This is a genomic window from Natronomonas salsuginis, assembly GCF_005239135.1.
Classification (GTDB): Archaea; Halobacteriota; Halobacteria; order Halobacteriales; family Haloarculaceae; genus Natronomonas; species Natronomonas salsuginis.
Window position 1 is genome coordinate 133,263 of sequence record NZ_QKNX01000004.1, and the last position, 18,897, is coordinate 152,159.

The 18,897-nt window shown below is 64.4% G+C and carries 18 protein-coding genes; 11 read left to right on the plus strand and 7 right to left on the minus strand.

Going from position 1 to position 18,897, the window contains the following annotated elements; all coding sequences use genetic code 11:
* Positions 1–37: 37 nt before the first annotated feature.
* Positions 38–727, minus strand: coding sequence for a protein sorting system archaetidylserine synthase (locus tag DM868_RS11080; protein WP_137276939.1), 690 nt, complete (start codon positions 725–727; stop codon positions 38–40).
* Between the two features lie 112 nt (positions 728–839).
* Here DM868_RS11080 and DM868_RS11085 point away from each other — a divergent pair, with 112 nt between their 5' ends.
* The 6 genes from DM868_RS11085 to DM868_RS11110 all read left to right on the plus strand — a co-directional run bounded on the left by DM868_RS11085 (position 840) and on the right by DM868_RS11110 (position 7,854).
* Positions 840–1,253 carry a plastocyanin/azurin family copper-binding protein gene (locus DM868_RS11085; protein ID WP_137276940.1) on the plus strand — a complete coding sequence of 138 codons (414 nt, stop codon included), beginning with the start codon at positions 840–842 and terminating at the stop codon, positions 1,251–1,253.
* A gap of 79 nt (positions 1,254–1,332) precedes the next feature.
* A complete protein-coding gene (gene secF, locus DM868_RS11090; RefSeq protein WP_137276941.1) occupies positions 1,333–2,190 on the plus strand; it encodes a protein translocase subunit SecF in 858 nt (285 codons plus the stop codon).
* Positions 2,187–3,776 (plus strand): preprotein translocase subunit SecD, encoded by a 1,590-nt coding sequence (locus tag DM868_RS11095; RefSeq protein WP_137276942.1) that lies wholly within the window; start codon positions 2,187–2,189, stop codon positions 3,774–3,776. The genes secF and DM868_RS11095 overlap by 4 nt, the downstream gene beginning before the upstream one ends.
* Before the next feature lie 60 nt (positions 3,777–3,836).
* On the plus strand, positions 3,837–5,450 hold the full coding sequence (locus tag DM868_RS11100) for a DUF255 domain-containing protein (RefSeq protein WP_137276943.1): 1,614 nt from the start codon (positions 3,837–3,839) through the stop codon (positions 5,448–5,450).
* A gap of 97 nt (positions 5,451–5,547) precedes the next feature.
* Entirely contained in the window at positions 5,548–6,354 is an 807-nt protein-coding gene (locus DM868_RS11105) for a TrmB family transcriptional regulator (protein ID WP_137276944.1), read from the plus strand.
* Positions 6,355–6,459: 105 nt separating this feature from the next.
* Positions 6,460–7,854 carry a PAS domain-containing sensor histidine kinase gene (locus DM868_RS11110; protein ID WP_137276945.1) on the plus strand — a complete coding sequence of 465 codons (1,395 nt, stop codon included), beginning with the start codon at positions 6,460–6,462 and terminating at the stop codon, positions 7,852–7,854.
* Between the two features lie 130 nt (positions 7,855–7,984).
* On the opposite strand, the gene mptA is transcribed toward DM868_RS11110, so the two are convergent.
* On the minus strand, positions 7,985–8,941 hold the full coding sequence (gene mptA / locus DM868_RS11115) for a GTP cyclohydrolase MptA (protein ID WP_137276946.1): 957 nt from the start codon (positions 8,939–8,941) through the stop codon (positions 7,985–7,987).
* Positions 8,942–9,087: 146 nt separating this feature from the next.
* Between mptA and DM868_RS11120 the strand changes: the two genes are divergently transcribed.
* From DM868_RS11120 to DM868_RS11135, 4 genes are all read left to right on the plus strand, one after another.
* Complete coding sequence (locus DM868_RS11120; protein WP_137276947.1) at positions 9,088–9,984, plus strand: ABC transporter ATP-binding protein; 897 nt, start codon at positions 9,088–9,090, stop codon at positions 9,982–9,984.
* Entirely contained in the window at positions 9,981–10,763 is a 783-nt protein-coding gene (locus DM868_RS11125; RefSeq protein ID WP_137276948.1) for an ABC transporter permease, read from the plus strand. Before DM868_RS11120 ends, DM868_RS11125 begins: the two co-directional genes overlap by 4 nt.
* 4 nt (positions 10,764–10,767) lie before the next feature.
* Positions 10,768–11,550 carry an ABC transporter permease gene (locus DM868_RS11130; protein ID WP_137276949.1) on the plus strand — a complete coding sequence of 261 codons (783 nt, stop codon included), beginning with the start codon at positions 10,768–10,770 and terminating at the stop codon, positions 11,548–11,550.
* Between the two features lie 137 nt (positions 11,551–11,687).
* Positions 11,688–13,280, plus strand: coding sequence for a COG1361 S-layer family protein (locus DM868_RS11135; protein WP_137276950.1), 1,593 nt, complete (start codon positions 11,688–11,690; stop codon positions 13,278–13,280).
* A 3-nt stretch (positions 13,281–13,283) separates the two neighbouring features.
* Here the strand turns inward: DM868_RS11135 and DM868_RS11140 are convergent, their stop codons facing one another.
* On the minus strand, positions 13,284–14,096 hold the full coding sequence (locus DM868_RS11140; protein WP_137276951.1) for an NAD(+)/NADH kinase: 813 nt from the start codon (positions 14,094–14,096) through the stop codon (positions 13,284–13,286).
* Here DM868_RS11140 and DM868_RS11145 point away from each other — a divergent pair.
* Complete coding sequence (locus DM868_RS11145; RefSeq protein ID WP_449289568.1) at positions 14,075–15,091, plus strand: KaiC domain-containing protein; 1,017 nt, start codon at positions 14,075–14,077, stop codon at positions 15,089–15,091. The genes DM868_RS11140 and DM868_RS11145 overlap by 22 nt on opposite strands.
* Positions 15,092–15,109: 18 nt before the next feature.
* Here DM868_RS11145 and DM868_RS11150 read toward each other — a convergent pair whose 3' ends face one another.
* The 4 genes from DM868_RS11150 to DM868_RS11165 all read right to left on the minus strand — a co-directional run bounded on the left by DM868_RS11150 (position 15,110) and on the right by DM868_RS11165 (position 18,409).
* Complete coding sequence (locus tag DM868_RS11150) at positions 15,110–15,493, minus strand: DUF7522 family protein (protein WP_137276953.1); 384 nt, start codon at positions 15,491–15,493, stop codon at positions 15,110–15,112.
* Between the two features lie 94 nt (positions 15,494–15,587).
* The gene (locus DM868_RS11155) at positions 15,588–17,402 is read right to left on the minus strand and encodes an ATP-binding protein (protein ID WP_137276954.1); all 1,815 of its coding nucleotides are present in this window, start codon (positions 17,400–17,402) and stop codon (positions 15,588–15,590) included.
* A gap of 62 nt (positions 17,403–17,464) precedes the next feature.
* Positions 17,465–17,878 carry a hypothetical protein gene (locus tag DM868_RS11160; RefSeq protein ID WP_137276955.1) on the minus strand — a complete coding sequence of 138 codons (414 nt, stop codon included), beginning with the start codon at positions 17,876–17,878 and terminating at the stop codon, positions 17,465–17,467.
* A gap of 18 nt (positions 17,879–17,896) precedes the next feature.
* Positions 17,897–18,409, minus strand: a complete 513-nt coding sequence (locus tag DM868_RS11165) for a DUF5658 family protein (protein WP_137276956.1) — start codon at positions 18,407–18,409, stop codon at positions 17,897–17,899.
* Positions 18,410–18,897 lie beyond the last annotated feature (488 nt).

The following is an 18,897-nucleotide window of genomic DNA, read 5'->3' on the forward strand; positions in this document are numbered from 1 at the left end:
GAGCGTTTCCCTTCGCCGTGTCTCGTCGACCGCTCGATCAACTGCCGGTGTCACGCCAGTACACGAACGGCGCGAGGACGAGATACGCGAGAGCAAAGAGCAGTAGTGACCGCGGAAACACCCGATCTACCGCGGTTGGGATCGCGATCGCGAGCGCCTGTAACCCGCCGAGAACGACCGCATCGCGCGCGTACAGATCGGGATAGGTAACCGGCGCAACCATCAGATACGTGAACAGCGCCGCCATCGCGACCAACACGGTCGGTTTGCCGATCCCGGCGAGATACGTCACCGCGAGCACCGTCGCGGCCAGCGTCGTCTGGACGCCCTCCGTCTCGGGGTTCTCGCAGTCGTGGAGCATGTAAAAGCCGAGCCGAACGACCGCCATCGAGACGTACAGCGCGGGGACGACGAGCGCGGCGATCGCGAACGGATCGCCGCTCACCGTCGTTCCCCCGTTACTGGCGACGGCGTACACCAGCGCGGCGGGTGCGACTCCGAAGGAGGCCACATCGGCGAGCGAATCGAGTACCGGACCGACGGCCGTGCCGCCGCGAACCCTGGCCACGACGCCGTCGAGGCCGTCCGCGATCGCCGCGAGAAGGATCAGTCTGGCCGCGAGCGCCGGATCGACGGTGGCCGTGGCGACGGCGACGAACCCGATCGCCGCGTTCGCGGCCGTCACCAGATCGGCGAGCCCCAACTGCCCGAGTAACCGCGGCTGCATGACTTTACCTCGCCGGTCGGCGACGGCCGCCTTAGGTGGTTCGCTTCCGCCCCGACCGCGTCTCTCTGACCGGAACCGAGGTACATATGACCGTTCGTCCGTAATCGCGCGTATGGACCGACGGGCCTTCCTTACCACGGTCGGAACCGGGGCGGTACTCCCTCTCTCAGGCTGCCTCGACGGCGGTCTCAGCGACGACGACTACGACATCGGGATGTCGCAGAACGCGTTTCTCCCCGAGGAGTACGAGGCGTCCGTCGGCGAGACCGTCGTCTGGGGGAACAACGGCTCGCGCGGACACACCGTTACCGCGTACGGGTCCCTCCCCAAAGGCGCGGCGTACTTCGCCTCGGGCGGATACGATGGTCCTCAGACAGCCCGCGAGGAGTGGTATGCGAGTGGTGGTGGCGATATCTCCCCCGGCGAGACGTACGAGCACACCTTCGAGATTGCCGGTCGGTACGAGTACTTCTGTATCCCGCACGAGTCGAAGGATATGATCGGCGCGATCGTCGTCACCGACTGAACCCGTCCGATACGGTCGCGGTGACCCTTTCGACGGACGAACGACAACCCTTATTCGCGGGGCATTCACATCGAGAGACATGGATGTGTCGGTGCCGAAAATCGACTATACGGACTACACCAACCGGCAACTGGTGGCGGTCCCGCTTGCGGTGTTAGCGTTCGCGTTGGCCGTGCTCGTCGTTGCGACGGTGCTCTCGGGAACGCCCGTCGCGCTCGGTATCGAGTTTACCGGCGGAACCGAGATGCAAGTCGTCACGGACGACTCGGAGGCGGCGATCAGGGACAGCTTCGACGAGGAGATCGCCTCGATCACGCCGATCGCCGGCCAATCGGGCAGCTATCAGTTGACGTTTCAGGAGGACGACGCCGATCCGTTGCTCGAACAGGCCGAAACCGCTGGTTACGAGGTGGAATCGGTCGGCGAACGCTCGGCGAGTTTCGCGGGTGACTCACAGCGACAGGCGCTCATCGGCCTCGCGATCGCCTTCGCCGGGATGGCCGCCGTCGTCGGACTGCTGTTTCGGACGTTCATCCCGTCGATCGCCGTGATCGCGTCGGCCTTTTCGGACGTGGTCATCCCGCTGGGACTGATGCGACTGTTCGACATCGAGTTGACGCTCGGGACGGTCGCCGCGCTGTTGATGATCATCGGCTACTCCGTCGACTCCGACCTGCTGTTGAACAACCACGTCCTCAGGCGACACGGGGACTTCTACACGTCGACGGCCCGCGCGATGCGGACCGGTGTGACGATGACCGTCACCTCGATCGCGGCCATGATTGTGATGACGATCGTCTCGTACCTGTTCGGTATCCCGCTTTTGCCCGATGTCGGCCTCATACTCGTCTTCGGCCTGCTCTCTGACCTGATGAACACGTATCTGCTCAACGTGAGCCTGCTTCGATACTACATGTACGAGGCGATCGCGAAATGAAACTCCAACTCAAAGAGAACTGGCGCGTCTGGCTGCTCGTCGTCTTCATGCTCCTGAGTACCGTCTCGCTCTTCGTCCCGTTCGGTGGGACCGGCGGGATCACGGGATCGGATGCGGACCAAGCGTCCGGCTCGCAGTACACGAACCTCCAGTTCGGCTTGGAGCTCTCCGGCGGCACCCAGGTCCGCGCGCCGTTCGCCGGCATGACCGTTTCCGGGCTCGAATTCGGCCCTGAGGCCCAACCTGAAATCGAATCAGCGCTTCGAGCGGAACTCGACATGAGCGCGAGCGACGTCCGCGCTAGCGCCGAGTCCGGAACCGTGGAGGTGTTCGAGGACCGCCACGTCGGCAACGTGACGCAAGCGGAGTTCGCCGCCGCGCTCACCGAGGCTGGCTACCAAACCGGTGAGGGCGATGTCGAGATGGGCGTGACGGCTGATACCCGCCAGAACGCCGAAGACGTGCTAAACGAGCGCCTCCGCGAGCGCGGCCTCGGCGGCGGCTCGGCCACGCAGGTTTCGGCCCCCGGCCAGCAGTTCATGGTCGTCGAGGTGCCCGGTGCGAACCGATCCGAGGTTATCGAGCTCATCGGCGACCGCGGGCAGGTCGAGATCTGGGCGATGTACCCCACTGACAACGGGAGCTACGAGACGCAGTCGCTTCTCAGCCAGGAGGACCTCGCCGAGATCGGCGGCGCTCGCCAAGAGCAAGGCGAGACGTTCGTTCCGATCCGGCTGAACGAGGAGGCGGGGGCGCGCTTCGGCGACGCGATGCGCGCGAACGGATTCGGCCAACAGGGCGGTACGCGATGTTCATACGATCTGAACGCCTCCATCGACGAGAACGCGGCCGACGATCCTGGCCGGTGTCTGCTGACGGTGCTCGACGGTGAGGTCGTCTTCGCGGCCGGCGTCGCGCCCAGCCTCGCTTCGTCGTTCGAGAGCGGCACGTTCGACGAGAACCCCTCCTACCGAACGACGACAACCTCCTTCGAGGACGCGCGGGAACTCGAGATCAACATGCGCACCGGCGCGCTCCGGACGGAACTCGACATCGATAACCGCGGGACGACGTTCTTCCTGCTACCGAGCCTCGCCGAGCGGTTCAAACCGCTCTCGCTCGTGACCGGCGCAGCGGCCGTGTTCGCGGTCGCGCTCACGGTCTTCGCGCGATATCGGAAACCAGAAGTCGCCGCGCCGATGCTGCTCACCGCCGCCGCCGAGGTGTACATCCTCCTCGGGTTCGCCGCCGCGGTGAGCTTACCGCTGGACCTCTCTCACATCGCCGGCTTCATCGCCGTCATCGGGACCGGAGTCGACGACCTCGTGATCATCGCCGACGAGGTGATGCAACAGGGCGACGTGCGAACGTCGAGGGTGTTCGAATCGCGGTTCAAGAAGGCCTTTTGGGTCATCGGGGCCGCGGCCGCGACGACGATCGTCGCGATGTCGCCGCTCGCGGTCCTCTCGCTCGGCGATCTGCAGGGCTTCGCGATCATCACCATCATCGGTGTTCTCATCGGCGTCTTGATCACGCGACCGGCCTACGGTGACATCCTGCGTATCCTCGTGTTGGGCGACGACTGACCGGCCGCCCGGTCCCGCTCGCTTCGAAGCCCTTTCGGCGTTGCTCGTCCAAACCGGGGTATGACATTCCGCGACGGGACGCTCGTCGATTGGTACGAGTGGGGCCCCGAACCCTTCGAGATCGCCGAGCGTGCCGGAAAGCCCGTGTTGTGCGCTCTGACCGCGCCGTGGTGTGCGTGGTGTGACCGGATGGACGAGGAGTCGTACTCCGATCCGAAACTCGCGGCCAACATCGGCGACAGCTTCGTCCCCGTGCGGGTCGATGTCGATCGACACCCTCGCGTCCGAGAGCGATACAACATGGGTGGGTTCCCGACGACGGTATTTTTGACACCTGACGGGGAGGTGCTCTCCGGCGCGACGTATCTCGGTCCCGACGGCCTCCGGCAGGTGCTCGACAGCATCCGGGCCTCGTGGGACGCCAAGGGGACCAGCGCCGGACGCGTCCCCCGGACCGTGTCGAGCGCCGACCTCCCGAGCGGCGAGATCACCGCCGACATCGAGGCACACATGGTCGAACAGGTCGCCGCGGCGTTCGACGACGAGTACGGCGGCTGGGGGACCGACGCCAAGTTCCCCCTGCCACGAACGGTCGAGCTCGCCCTCAAGCGCGATCGCGATCGGGGGACGCGGACGCTCGACGCGGTCCAGACGCACCTGTTCGACACCTACGACGGCGGCTTCTACCGGTTCGCCGAAACTCGTCGGTGGGGCGAACCCCACCGCGAGAAACTGGTGGACGAGAACGCGGCTCTGCTCCGCGCGTTCACCACCGGCTATCTGTACACCGGGGACGAGTCCTACCGGCGGACCGCCGAACGGACCGTCGATTACCTGACGACGACCGCCTGGACCGGCGACGCGTTCGCGGGGAGCCAGGCGGCCAGCGACTACTACACGCTCGAACCGACCGAACGCGAGGAGGCCAAGCCGCCACACGTCGATCCGACGGTCTTCGCGGATCGCAACGGGCTGGCCGCCGAAGCGCTCTGTCGGTTCGCGGCCGTCACCGATCACGAGGGCGCTCGATACGCCGAACGCGCGCTCGAGCACGTCCTCGAGACGCTCGTCGACGACGGCCACGTGACGCACTTCGACGGCGAGCGGAGCGAAACCGGACTGCTCGCGGACCACGCCCGATTGCTGTCGGGGCTGACCGCCGCCGCGCAGGTCCTCGGCCCGGACGGCTGGATCGACCCGGCGAGGACGATCGCGGACGACGCGATCGATCGCCTCGCGACCGCCGACGGCTCCTTCCGCGACGGCCAGCCGTCGGGAGCGGGCCTGCTCGACCGACCGCTGTACCCGCTCGGGACGAACGCCGAGATGGCGGACGCGCTCCTCGACCTCGCGGCCCTCACCGGCGAGGACCGATACGTCGCCGCCGCCGAGGACGCACTGAGCGCGTTCGCCGGGGCCTACGATCGGATGGGCGTCGAGGCGGCGGGTTACGCCGCCGGCTGTGCGCGCGCGCACTACGAGCCACTCGTCGTCCGCACGCCGCCGGTCGGAACCGACCTTCACCGCGCCGCCCTCCGCCTCGCCGACCACGAGAAGGTCGTCGTCCCGGAGGACCGCGACGATGCCGTCGCGATCCGGGCCGACCACACGACCGCACCCGCGGCGACGCCCGACGAACTGCTCGAACGGGCGAGCGACGGGCCCCTCCCTTAGGCGCCGTTCGGATGCCGACTCCCGACTGAAAAAAACAACTCCTCCGACTCCTAAACGTGCGGTGTGTTTATACTTCTCCGGGGAGGATCCCCGATCGATGGCGAGTCTCAGAGATCTCGGACTGTCGGAGTACGAGGCCCGTGCGTACCGATCACTGCTCGAGACCGGGCCGACAACCGCAAAGGAGTTGTCCCGCGTCAGCGACGTGCCGATGGGCCGGATCTACGACGTGTTGAACACCATCGAACAGCACAATCTGGTCCGCTCACAGTCCGCGTCCCGACCGAAAAAGTACGTCGCAGTCGAACCCGCGACCGCTCTCGATCGACTCTTGGACGACAAAAAGCGCGAACTGAGTGAGCGGGCGGACCAGTACGAGACGATCGTCGAGCAGCTCGCGGGGGAACTCGAGACGGCCGACCCCGTCGAGGAGACCTTCTGGACCGCCGCCGTCGGCCCCGAGGAGGCCACGGATCTCCTCGTCGAACGGATCTCAGCGGCCGACGACCGGCTCGTGATGGTGCTGTCGACGCACGCCGGGCAGTTCTTCGATTTCGACGAGATCGGAACGATCGTGCTCGACGAACTCACCGTCGCGATGGAGCGCGGCGTCGAGATTCAGCTGTTGATGCGACCCGATCTGGTCCCCGCGCTGCCCAAATCGATCGGGGAGCGCTATCGCAACTCGCTCATCGAACACGAACTGTTCTCGGTCAGAACCAGCGAGAACGTCTCGGGGAGCTTCACGCTCGTCGACGAGTCGGAGGTCGTCATCGAAGTACCGCATCCGTTACAGACGGACGAGATCTTCGCGATGATCGACTTCAAGGACCGCGAGTTCGCCGAAAGCGTTCGGACCGAGTTCGATCCGCGCTGGCGAAACGCGACCGAACTCACGTTTTGAGCCCGCCTCAGGGCGCGAGGCGGACGAATCGAGAGCGATATCGGTGGATCGAACGGCCAAAAGAACGATACCGGCGTTCTTCGTAGTGGCCGTCGATTGAACTCGATGGAACCGCCAGAGGACTTGCGAACGATTCTCGACCTCACACAGGACAAGGTCGTCGTCGTGGATTCGGACGGCCACTACCAGTACGCGAACGCGGCGACCGAGCGGATCCTCGGATACGATATCGAGGCGTTCGTCGGGACGAACACGTTCGAGTACATCCATCCCGAGGACCGTGAGGAGGTTCAATCGACCTTCGAACGACTCGTCGACATCAACGAGGAGCTGATCGAAACGGCGACGTTTCGCCACCGGGCCGCGGACGGGTCGTGGATCTGGTTCGAGAGCCGCATGTGGAATCGCGCGGATCCGGACCTCGACGGATACGTGGTGTCCTCACGCGACGTCACCGCCCGGCTGGCAGCCGAACGTCGGCAGCACGAAGCCGAAACGCAACTTCGGCGGCTAGCCAAACACACCGACGACGTGTTGTGGATGTTCTCGGCCGACTGGGGGAACGTCCACTTCGTCAACGAGGCGTTCGAAGACATCTGGGGAATGTCGAGAGAGACGCTGATCGACGAGCCGTGGCGATTCCTCGAGCGGGTCCACACGGACGACCGACCGGACGTCAAGCGCGCGATGGAGCAACTCTCGGACGGAGCCGCGATCGACATCGAGTATCGGGTCGAACGCGACCGATCGTTTCAGAGCTGGGTCTGGGTGAAAGGTCATCCGATCGTCGAGAGCGGTGAGGTGACACGCGTCGTCGGGTTCGCCCGGGACATCACGAACCGTCGGCGTCGGGAACGACAGCTTCGGGTGCTCGATAACCTTCTCAGGCACAACCTCAGAAACGTGTTGAACGTCGTTTTGGGCCACGCCGACCTCGCGAGACAACGCGCTGGTCCGGAGGTCGAGGCCGGGATGGACGCGATCACGTCGGTCGCGACGGAGTTGCTGACCACCGTCGAGAAGGAGCGACGGATCGTCGAACTGCTCGTCGAATCCCCCGGGCCGAGCCCGATCGATATCTCGACGCTGTTGTCCGATCTGGTCGCCGATGCCCGCCGATCCTATCCCGAGGCGAGCGTCACCCTCGACTGTTCGACGGCGCAGTCCGTGTTTGCTATTCCCGAGATCCGTCACGCGATAGCCGAGCTGCTGGAGAACGCGATCGTTCACGCATGCGGGCGGGCAGCGATCGAGATTCGAGCCCGATCCCGCTCGGATCACGTCTCGATACGGATCGAGGACACCGCACCACCGATCCCCCGTAACGAGTTCGAACCCCTCTTTTCGAGCCGAAATCCAAGCGAGCTCTATCACGGGACCGGTCTGGGCCTCTGGCTCGTCTACTGGGCCGTCGACCTCTCCAACGGTGAACTCGGCTTCGGCCGCACCCCCAAAGACGACGGCAACGTCGTCACCGTCCGACTGCAGACTGTCCGGTGACCTCGCCTCCAGATGCGGCTCTTTCGTCTCCGCAAAGGGACGCTTCGCTCGCGCTACGATCCGATCGTTCCCTGCTTTCCGCCTCTCGAGCGGGGTCGCTCACAGAGACGAAAGGAGGAAGCACACGGCTTCAGTCGTGGGTCACTGACTCGCTCGGTTCGCCATCGATCTCGTCGACGAGTTGGCCGAACTCGGTGACGCGCTCGGCGTGAGCGTTGTGTTGGTGGATCGACTCGTCGTTGGACTGCTCCATCCGCACGACCGCTGTTTCGGGGAGATTCGGATACGTCTCGACGACCCCCTCGGCCATCGCCCGGACACAGTCCTCGACGAACTTCGCGTCGCTGTGACTGGCGAACGTCATGTGGTCCTCGTCGGGTCGCTTCGCGAGGTTGTAGATCCGCGCGCTCATCGAGTCGCGAGCGACCTCGATGAGGTCGTTGAGATCAACCGGCGGTTGTCCGGTCGTCTCGACGGTCAGCGTGGCGTGTCCCCGCTGGGAGTGTCCCGGTTGGGGAACCTCATCGAGGAAGTCGTCGATGGTCTCGCCGTCCACGTCGAGCCCCTCAAGTACGTCCCTCGCTCTGGATTCGCTCATCCCCTGCGAACAGGGACACACCGTCATGCCGACGACGTGGCAGCCGATCTCCTCGCGCGTCGTGCCGTCGTTGCTGGCGGTTGCGGAGGCGATGATGTCCGCCGTCGCCTGCGTGGGTCGATCCGTCGCAGGCGTCTGCTCGCGGATCATGTACTCCGCTTCCATGCGAACCTCGGCTTCGGTCGTGTACTCGTGTTTGTCGATGAGACGCTCGGCGACGTCGCCGCAAACGTCCTCGACGCGGAGGGCGGGCTCGGAGACGGCCTCTTCGAGCATCTCGTCGACCACCTCCATGTTCCGGCTCATGTCCGCCCCTTTCCGCCACCCCGGGAGGTCGACGAACACGTCGAAGGTGGCCATCAGGACAATCGGTCTGTCGTCGAGGCGGTGGAGCTTGACGAGCTTTTCGACGCCAGTTACGCCAACTCGGTTGAGTCCGACGCTGACGTCCGGGCTCGATGCCTGCACGTCGGGGAGCTGCTGACTCATTGGACTTATAAACGGTCGGACAACCGTTAGGGCTTTCGGAAGGGGCAGTCCGATGCGGCAGCTCGCGGCGTCGCTCGGCCGGCTTCCGTGTCTGCCTCGGTGAGAACCCCCCGTCGATTGAAGTGTCGACCCACCCTATCTCGGCCATGCCGGCTGTTCGGGTGATGGAGCTCACGAAGCGATACGGCGACACCGCTGCCAACGACCGAATCACCTTCGACGTCGAGCGCGGGGAGATCTTCGGCTTTCTCGGTCCCAACGGCGCCGGCAAGACGACGACCATCCGATTGCTGCTCGGGCTGATAAAGCCGACGTCGGGGACGGCGACCGTACTCGGTGCGGACATCCGTGACCGCCGGGCGCTCACCGATGTCAAAGCGCGCGTGGGGTATCTGCCGGACACGCTGGGGTTCGACGAGGGGCTGACCGGGCGGCAGGCGCTCGATCACTTCGCCCGGATGCACGGCGACGAACGCCGCGAGGAGCTGTTGGAGCTGTTTCACCCGCCGCTGGAGAAACCGATCGAGACGTACTCCGAGGGGAACCGGCGGATGCTCGGGATCGTCCAGGCGTTCATGCACGATCCGGAGTTCGTGATCATGGACGAACCGACCTCCGGGTTGGACCCGCTCAAACAGGACCGATTACACCAGTTCATCGAGAACGAACGCGACGCCGGTAAGACGCTGTTCTTCTCCTCGCACGTCCTCAGCGAGGTACAGCGGGTCTGCGATCGCGTCGGGATCATTCGGGCGGGGGAACTGGTCACGCTCGAAGACATCGAGACCCTGCTGAGACAGAGCGGGAAGGAAGTGTGGGTCCACTTGAGAGAGCCGGTCGACGAATCTCGGTTCGTCACCGAGCAGATGATCGACGTCGAAATCGTCGACCGCTCGGTGCGATTTACGTACACTGGGGAGACGCAGCCGCTCCTCGAACACCTCGTTCAGTTCGACGTCGACGACGTCGACATCGGCAATCCGCAGTTGGACACGATCTTCAAACACTACTACCGCGAGGGGCCGGCAGGACCAACGCCATGACGGCCATCTTGCGAAACGAATCGAGGCGGCTGCGACGCGGTTCGCTCCTCTTGAGCGGGCTGTTCGCGATGCTGACCGCGTTCTTTCTCGCCGTCTTCCCGGCGATACGAGACGAGGCGGAGGTGATCATGGACGCCTACCCGGAGTTCGTCATCGAGTTGATGGGGCTCGAGGAGTTGAACACCATCGAGGGGTTCGCCGGCGGCTACATCTACCCGTTCATCTGGGTGCTGTTCGGCGGCGTCTATCTCGCGTACGTAAGCGCTGGGCTGATTGCGGGAGATATCCAATCCCGAACGTTAGACCTCACGCTGTCGAATCCGGTCTCCCGAGAGTCGGTGTTGGCACAGAAGGTCGCCGCCCTGTGGGTACCGATCCTCGCGTTGAACGGCGCTGTCGTGGTCACGCTGGCCCTCGGAGCGGTCGCTTTGGGTGAGCGCCTCGATATCGTCGCGCTGGCGATGGTACACCTACTCGGCGTTCCGTACCTGCTGGTCTGTGCCGGGATCGGCGTCGTGTTCTCCGTGCTCTTCGATCGGGTCGGGCGGGCGCAGGTCACGTCGCTTGGGTTGGTCTTCGTGCTCTGGTTGGTCGACGGGCTGTCGTACACGGACCCCGACTACGAGTGGATCGGGCAGTTCACACCGAGTCGGTACTACGATCCGACCGGGATACTCGTCCACGGCGAGTACGGCTTTCTCGACGCGAGTCTGCTCCTCGCGGCGTTCGTTGCCTCCCTCGTCGTCGCCGCGGCCATCTTCGTCCGGAGGGACATCTGAGCCGATGACGGCCATCCTCGAAAACGAGTCTCGACGGCGGCTCCGCGGATCGATCGCCCTGATCGGCGTGTTCGCCGTGTTGGCCGTGATGTACTTCTCGATCTTCCCGGAGTTCTCCGAGAGCGCGGTGGATATCGAGGCGGTGATTTCGGACTCCGCCTTCGAGGCCTTCGGAACCGAGTCGTACAACACGATCGAGGGATTCATCGCCGCCGAGATGTACTCGTTCTTTTGGGTGCTCCTGATCGCAATATACTTCGCTTACGTGAGCGCTGGGACCATCGCTGGTGACATCGAAAGCCGAAAGATGGATCTCACGCTGTCGAACCCGGTGTCGAGGGAGTCGGTGGTGGCACAGAAAGTCGCCGCCCTGTGGGTGCCGCTCGTCGCGTTGAACGTCGCGGTCCCGGCCATCGTCTACGTCGGCTCCGTCGGTATCGACGAGCCGATCAACCCGGTCGCGCTGGCGATGGTGCATCTGCTCAGCGTTCCGTACCTGCTGGTCTGTGCGGGGATCGGACTGGTGGCGTCCGTCCTCTTCGACCGGGCCAGAACCGCACAGGGGGTCGCCCTCGTGGCGGTGTTCGTACTGTGGCTCGTCGATACAATCTCGACGCTGGATCCCGATGCCGAGTGGCTCGGGCAGTTCACACCGAGCCGGTACTACGACGAGACGGATATCCTCGTCAACGAGGTGTACGCGTTCTTCGATGCCGCGATCCTGCTCGTCGCGTTCGTCCTGCTGGTCCTCGTCGCCACAGGGCTCTTCGTCGAGCGCGACATCTGACGGTTCTCAACCCGTGGTGTTCGGCCTAGTAGTTCTTGTACGAACGGGCGGTATCGCCACACCATCCTCGATGAACCGCCACAGAACACACGACGATACCGGTTCGGTATCCCGGCGTCGGTGGGAGCAACGCACGCATGCGACGTAGCGCTCTCGTCGTCTTCGTCGTCGGACTGTTCCTCGTCTCCCCGCTGGCCGGCGTCGCGCTCGCCCAAGACGGTGTCCAGTTCGTTCGCGGCGAACCAGACCTCGACGTGTACGCTCCCGACCCGACGCTCACCCCGGGAACGACGACGCAACTCACCCTCCAGATCGAAAACGACGGCAAGATACTGTCGGGGGCCACGTCACAGCGCGCGGTCGTGACGACCGCGCGTGCCGTCTCCGTCGAGGTCGACGAGCGTCGGGCCCCGATCGTCGTCGAGACCCGACAAACGTCGATCGGCTCCGTCCCCGACGGCGGCGTTCGCGAGGTCCCGATCACGGTCACGGTCCCTCGGGATGCTTCCCCCGGCACGTACGACGTTGACGTCGAGCTCCGGTACTCGCACACGTATCAGTACGTTCCCCAAAGCGGGATCGTCCAGGAGCGATCGCGACGCGTCACCCGTTCCGTCGACGTGCGGGTCGACGACGGTCCGCGATTCGAGATCGAGGCCCAGACGAGCGACGTACAGATTGGCGATTCGGGAACGCTGCGTGCAGTAGTCACGAACGTCGGTGACGACCCCGCGCGCCAACTCACCGTCGGCCTCGAATCCGGCAGTTCGGACGTCACGCTCGGCGGGAACTCGCAGAATTCTGCCCGGATCGAACGGCTCGCCCCCGGTGAGAACGCCACGATCACCTACGACGTGGCCGTCAACGACGACGTGTCCCTCCGGACCTTTCCGCTCGTCGGCCGCGTGCACTTCACCGACGCTAACGGCATCCGGAACGTGCAAGAAGACCTCGCTGTCGGCGTCCGACCGGCGTCCGCCCAGACGTTTTCGTTCGCCGTCGACGAGTCGACGCTCCGGGTCGGCGAGACTGGCGCCGTTCGCGGCACGATCCGAAACGAGGGGCCAGCCGATCTGACAGACGTCGTGCTCGCGGTCGGGAACGCGCCGTTCGACCCGCGGACGCCGACCTACGCCATCGGCGACCTCGATCAGGGGGACTCGGCAGCGTTCCAGTTTCGAGGGACCGTTCCCGCCGAGGCTGACGCGGTTCCGCAGCGGATCGACGTCGTGACCCGGTACCGAACGTCCGGCAGCAACGAGCGAACGGCGGACGATTCACTGCGCGTCTCCGTCGCCGATCGTCGGGATTCGGTCGCGGTCACGGCAGTCGACCCGCGGTTCGAGGCCGGTTCGGACGGCGTCCTCGAACTCGAGGTAACGAACCGACGAGACGTCGAAATACGCGATGTTCGGCTCAACGTGGCGGTCGAAGCGCCGCTCGACAGCGAGTTCCGGTCGGCGATACTCCCGTCGCTCCAACCCGACGAGACCGGTCGGGTCGCTATCGATCTCGAGGTCGATGGCGACGCGCCCGCAAGCCGCTATCCGGCGACGGTTTCGGTGGCGTACACCGACCAGGACGACGAACTCGTCACGGCCCGGCCCGCGATCGTCGCGGTCACGGTGACCGACGCGGAGGGGGTCGAACTGCTCTCGATCGAACTGGTGCTCTTCGGCGTCCTCCTGCTGCTCGTCGCCGTCGTCTTCGTCTGGCTCTATCGCCGGTGACGCTCATTCGAGTTTCCCGAGGGCCGCGAAGAACTCCAGCGGCGGGCCGGCGATCCGAACCGGCGTCTCCGCGGGCCGGAGTCGGACCGTCGTCGGCGGGTCGATCCGCTCTCGCGTGCGCCCGTCCGCGATCACGAACGCGTGGTCCGCCTCCTCGACGAGGACCGTGATCTCCGCGGCGGTCGGGACCGCGAGTGACGGCATCGACTCGGCGGCGCACATCTCGGTGATGACGAACGCCGACAGGTCCGGATGGACCAGCGGGCCGCCCTCGCTGAGGTTGTACGCGGTCGATCCCGCAGCCGTCGAGACCAGCACGCCGTCGGCACGGCCGCCAGAATACAGCTCTCCGTCGACGCGGAGCTCCATCCCGAGCCCGTTGTTTCTCCCGCGCTGGGGACCGAGCGTCGCGATCTCGTTGACGGCCGCCGGGAGCGACCACCCCTCGCCCTCAGCTCGGATCTGTGGAAGCTCCTGAAACGTGGCGTCACCGCTTCGGATCCGATCGACCGCCGTCTCGACGGCCTCGACGCAATCGCCCGGCGACACGGCGTTCAGAAAGCCGACCTCCCCGAGGTTGACCCCCATAATCGGCGTCGGCGAGACCTCGCGGGCAGTGAACAGAAACGTCCCGTCGCCGCCGATCGAGACGACGAGATCACACGCAGACAGCGCCTCGACGGCCCGTCCGTCGGCGTCCAGCGCCTCGGCGGTCGCCTCGTCGAGCGTGACCGTCGCGTCGACGCGCCGTCTGATTCGGTCGGCGAGCTCGGCGGCACGCGGGGTATCACGCTTTGCGACGATGCCGAGGTGCATCGAATCAGCCTTCGACAGCCGACGACAAAAGCTCCCCGAAGTGGCCGTCATCGTCCGCGAATATAAGTCGTCGGGGGTCGAACGCCGGCTATGCGCGAGCCGATCGGGGGCGACGAATGAGCGACGACGACTGGTTCGAGCGCGATCGCCCTTCCGGTGACGGCGAGCCGACCACGGACGACTTCGCGGCCGCCTTCGACGTCGATTTCGATCCTGCCCTCGATCCAGAACCGGCGATTGACGCCGTCGACGCACCGGGTTCGACTTCCGGTGGCGAGTTCGACGAGGCGTTCGAGTCGGATATCCCGCGACTCGAACTCGGGATCGGCGGCCTCGACGCGATGATTCAGGGGGGTGTCCCCGAGCGTTCGCTCATGGCCGTGATGGGCTCGGCCGGAACCGGGAAAACCACCTTCGGGTTGCAGTTCCTCCAGCACGGCATCGAGCGCGACGAGCGGGCGGTTTACATCGCGCTCGAAGAGAGCGCCACCGCGGTCCAGCAGGCGGCCACCGAGAAGGGATGGCCGTTCGACGACTATCTCGACGACGAGCGACTGGCGATCGTCGATCTCGACCCGATCGAGATGGCCAACAGCCTCACGTCGATCCGGAACGACCTCCCGCGTCTCATCGAGGAGTTCGACGCCGATCGGCTCGTTCTCGACTCCGTCTCGCTGCTGGAAATGATGTACGACGACCAGGCCAAACGCCGGATGGAGGTGTTCGATTTCACCAAGTCGCTCAAGCGCGCCGGCGTGACGACCATGCTGACGAGCGAGGCGAGCGACCGAGATCCCTACACCTCCAAACACGGCATCATCGAGTATCTCACCGACGCGGTCTTCGTCCTCCAGTACGTCCGCTCGGAGTTCGACCAGACCCGCTTGGCTATCGAGATTCAGAAGATCAGGAACGCCAACCACTCCCGCGAGACGAAACCGTACGAGATCACCAACGATGGGATTTCGGTGTATCGGCAGGCGGACATCTTCTGAGACGACCGCTCGGCGCTCTCAGCCGCCGCCGTCGCTCGCGTGTGCGGCGAGAACCGGCTTGACCGAACTGGCGAGGTCTTCGAACCGCTCCATCGACATCGAGTCGGTCGTGACCCACACGCCGTACCGGTCCTCGATGACGCGCGTCAGGTAGCCGTGTTCGAACATCCGGACCGTCGCTTGGTACTCGCCCAACTGCGTGTTCCGATACAGATCATCCGACCGTACCCCCGATCGCTCCAGCTCCGCGAACCCGGTGAGATCCGCCGTCCGGTCGAGATCCGAGCGTAAATAGAGCTGTTCGACCGTCTCCTCGGTGAAGTACGCGATGCTCCGCAGTTCGTCCCCGATGCTGGCCCGGCACGCGCTGATCAGCTCCTCGGCGAGGTCGTCCATCTCCATGGTTCGAGTTGCGGTACAGGGATAATAGTGGTGTGGGTTGTCGGGACATGACAATGTGCGATGCGCGAGCACGCGTACCCACCACTGGAGGTCGCTAGTCGCGCCCGTGTCTCGTCAGACAGTTCGAGAGGCCGATCAACTCGACCGGCTCGGAGTTGTCGGGCGAGTAGACCACCATCTGCCCCTTCTCCATGTACGGGACCTTCCCCTCCAGATTCGACGGGATGTTGACCGCCTTGATCGCGTTCTCGTCGCCGAGGTTCAACACGACCGTCGTGTTGATCTGTTTGAAGATGGGGTCGGCGATGTCCTGGGGATCCTGCGTGATGAGAAACAGGCCGAGGCGCTCCTTTCGACCCTGTTTGGCCGCCTCGGCGAACTTCCCGATGACGCGATCGGCTTGGACGCTGTCGGCGTCGGTCAGGAAGTTGTGCGCCTCGTCCATCCCCAACACGAGCGGCGTCTCCTTGATCCGATCGTGGGTCGGGTTATTCGAGAGCTTTTGGTCGACCAACAGCGACGAGAGCGCCAACACGACGGTCGTCGTCGCCCGCGAGTCGTTGATGTGGTAGGTCGGCACCGTCGTGATCCCGCCGGGCCGGACGAACGCGTCGACGAGTTCGGTGATGGGGCGAGCGTCCTGGTCGAAGATCGACCCGAAACCGAGGATCCGCCGTCGGATCGCGTCGAACGTCGCCTCGTGCACGCGGCCGGACTCGTCGAGTTCCTCCTTCAACGCCGGATCGTCGAGGAAGGTTCGAAAGTCGTCGTACGTTCCGCTGTCGCCGTACTGCCGCTCGAACTGCGGGAGCAGGACGCCCACGAGCGCGCCGTACTGGTTGTCGTTCAGTCCGCTGCCGGCGACGAGCCACGGGTTGTCGAACACCATCGAGAAGGGGATCGTGAACTCGATCTGTTCGGCCCCGTGGTGGGCGGCGGCGTAGGTCGCGTCGCCGACCTTCGGGACGAACGCCTTCGTGTCCGCGACGCCCCCGTGTGCGATCCCCTCGCGATCGAGTCGGCGCTCGTACTCGGCGTCCACTTCGGGGTTGTCGTCGTGCATCTGGGCGTACTCGTCTTGAGGATCGAACTGGACGAGCGCCGGGGCGACCGTCCGGCCGTCGTCGGTCGGGTATCGTCGGTCGTCAGCGAGATACTGTCGAAGGACGTTCTTCGCGCCGTGGGTCTTCCCGGAGCCGGTCCCGCCGGCGACGAGGGTGTGCCGGAAGACGAGCGGATCGCCGGCCTCGTAGTCGTCTTTCAGCCGGTAGTCGATCGTCGGCGGACTCGCGGCCGTTTTGACTTTCTCGCCGCCGACGGCGAGGTGGCCGAGGAAGACGCCCTCCTCGGGGATCTTCAGCCCGGTCTTGATCTCGGTGCTGTCCTCCGCCCGCCGGATGACCGTCTCGGGCTTCGGCACCCGGTCGGTCATCCGCCGCTTGAGCTCGCCGCCCTCCTCGTACAGCACGGCGACCGGTTCGAGCGTCGCCATGAACTTGTAGTCTTGCTCGTCGATCCCCTCGCGACGCATCGCCCGTCGCGCGTGGATCTCGGTCGCGTCGTCCGAGCGAAACTCCTGGGCGTACTCTAGGGCGACGATCCGACAGAACAGCCGCTCGCCGTCCGGGTAAGCCGCGACGAGGTAGCTGCCGATGCGAACCGAGGAGCGATTGTCGACGGTGACGTACGCACGCAGACACGTGTCGTCGGCCTCCTCGCTCACGACGAGCCCTTCGGAGGCCGACAGCGTCCCGATGCCGCGATCGGTCCCGACCGGCGAGACGGACATTGGTTCGAAGTCGGCGTCGGCATCGGGCTCGGATTCCGTCGACGACTCGGCCGCTGCCGTCGAATCTCCCTCCCCGGAGTCATCGGGGTCGTAGTTCGCGAAGTCGCCAAGATCGGACATACGACGACCCTCTCTCCCACCGAACAAAAAGCCACGCACCCGTACCGGGTCGTCGATAGCGCTTACCGATCGAGTTGATGCACGCGATTCACCGCGACCCGCACCGCCTCCGAGAGTGAGTCGACGGTCATCGTCCGCTCGCGTGCCGCCCGCAGGCCATCGCGCTCGTAGAAGACGATATCACGCCCCGGCTGGCTGTCGTCGATCGGTTTCAACACGAGTTGTGGGTCCGCGAGCGTCCGGCGAAAGCGGATCGTCTCCGAGAGCGGCTCCGAGCCGAACTGGACGAGGTCGGGGCGGACGTCCCACTCGTCGGGGAGTTCGCGCCGAATCGACTGAACGTCGACGCGGTCGGCGATCGTCTCGACTCGACGGATCTCCTCCAGCGTCCCGCCGTCCGATGGGTCCGTGGCAGGTTCGGATTCACTTCGCTTCGATGCCGACGCCGCGCCGGTGTTTCTCCTGTGTCGTGTCATTGTCTCGTCTCCATCGAATTATCCTCCGATCACCGCGGCCGGCGCGAGCATGCCGTCGAGCATGTACGTCGTCTGATCGGCGATGAGCGTCGCGTTGTGCAGGGCGACCAGGCCGAACAGCACCGAGAGAATCAGATAGATCGACGCCTGCGCGAACAGCGCGGTCTTCGGCAGGCCGTAGCGTCGTCTCACCTCGACCCCGAACAGTTCGGCGGCACAGGCCGCGAACAGCACCGTCGCGAACCCCAACACCGTCAAGCCGGTCACGAGCCCCATCTCGGTGAACAGTCGGTTCGCAACGGGGTTCGCCTCGACGATCGAAGGGATGTATCGCATCCCGACGACTGTCGTGACGATATCGGCGAGTTTCGTCCCGACGAGGAAGGTGAGGCCGTAAAAACGGATCGAGCGGTTGTATCGGTACCAGGGATCTGGTCCAGCAGCGCAATAGGTACCTCCCGTATTTCGACCTCTCCAGAGAGCGTTCGTGTCTCCGACGGTATCGTCCGTTCGCCCGCGATCCGTGCTCATTATATATAAACCTCTGGATGGTATCGGTGGCCGTTACGAGCCTTGCGCACGGCTACCACTTATATATTGGCCGATTAAAACCGCCTTACCGGTGATTAACGTCAGATTAAACACCGTTCGGGTCAGATTGTCCCCGCGAGATCAACGAGTTCAATGGTCGTCTGCCGGCGTGTCGAACTCCTGATTGTTTCTATGACTCCGTCGTTTCGTACGCGCTAAGACTATGTTCACATACCCGAATTGTTGAATCACAGTGATGCTCGGTTGAGACACATATATATGATCCCATTTTGTCAGATAAATGGCTTGCACCTTTGCATAAACTGTTTATTATAGTGAATGGTATACCGGCAATTCAGGTTCTCTGTCTGCTGAAATATAGTTATAAGGTAAAAAACATCTTATATTTTATGTAACATTTGCGGATCGACTGCCGTAACGGACACATAGGTTTTATATTATGAACTGGGGTTTATACATCCACGGCC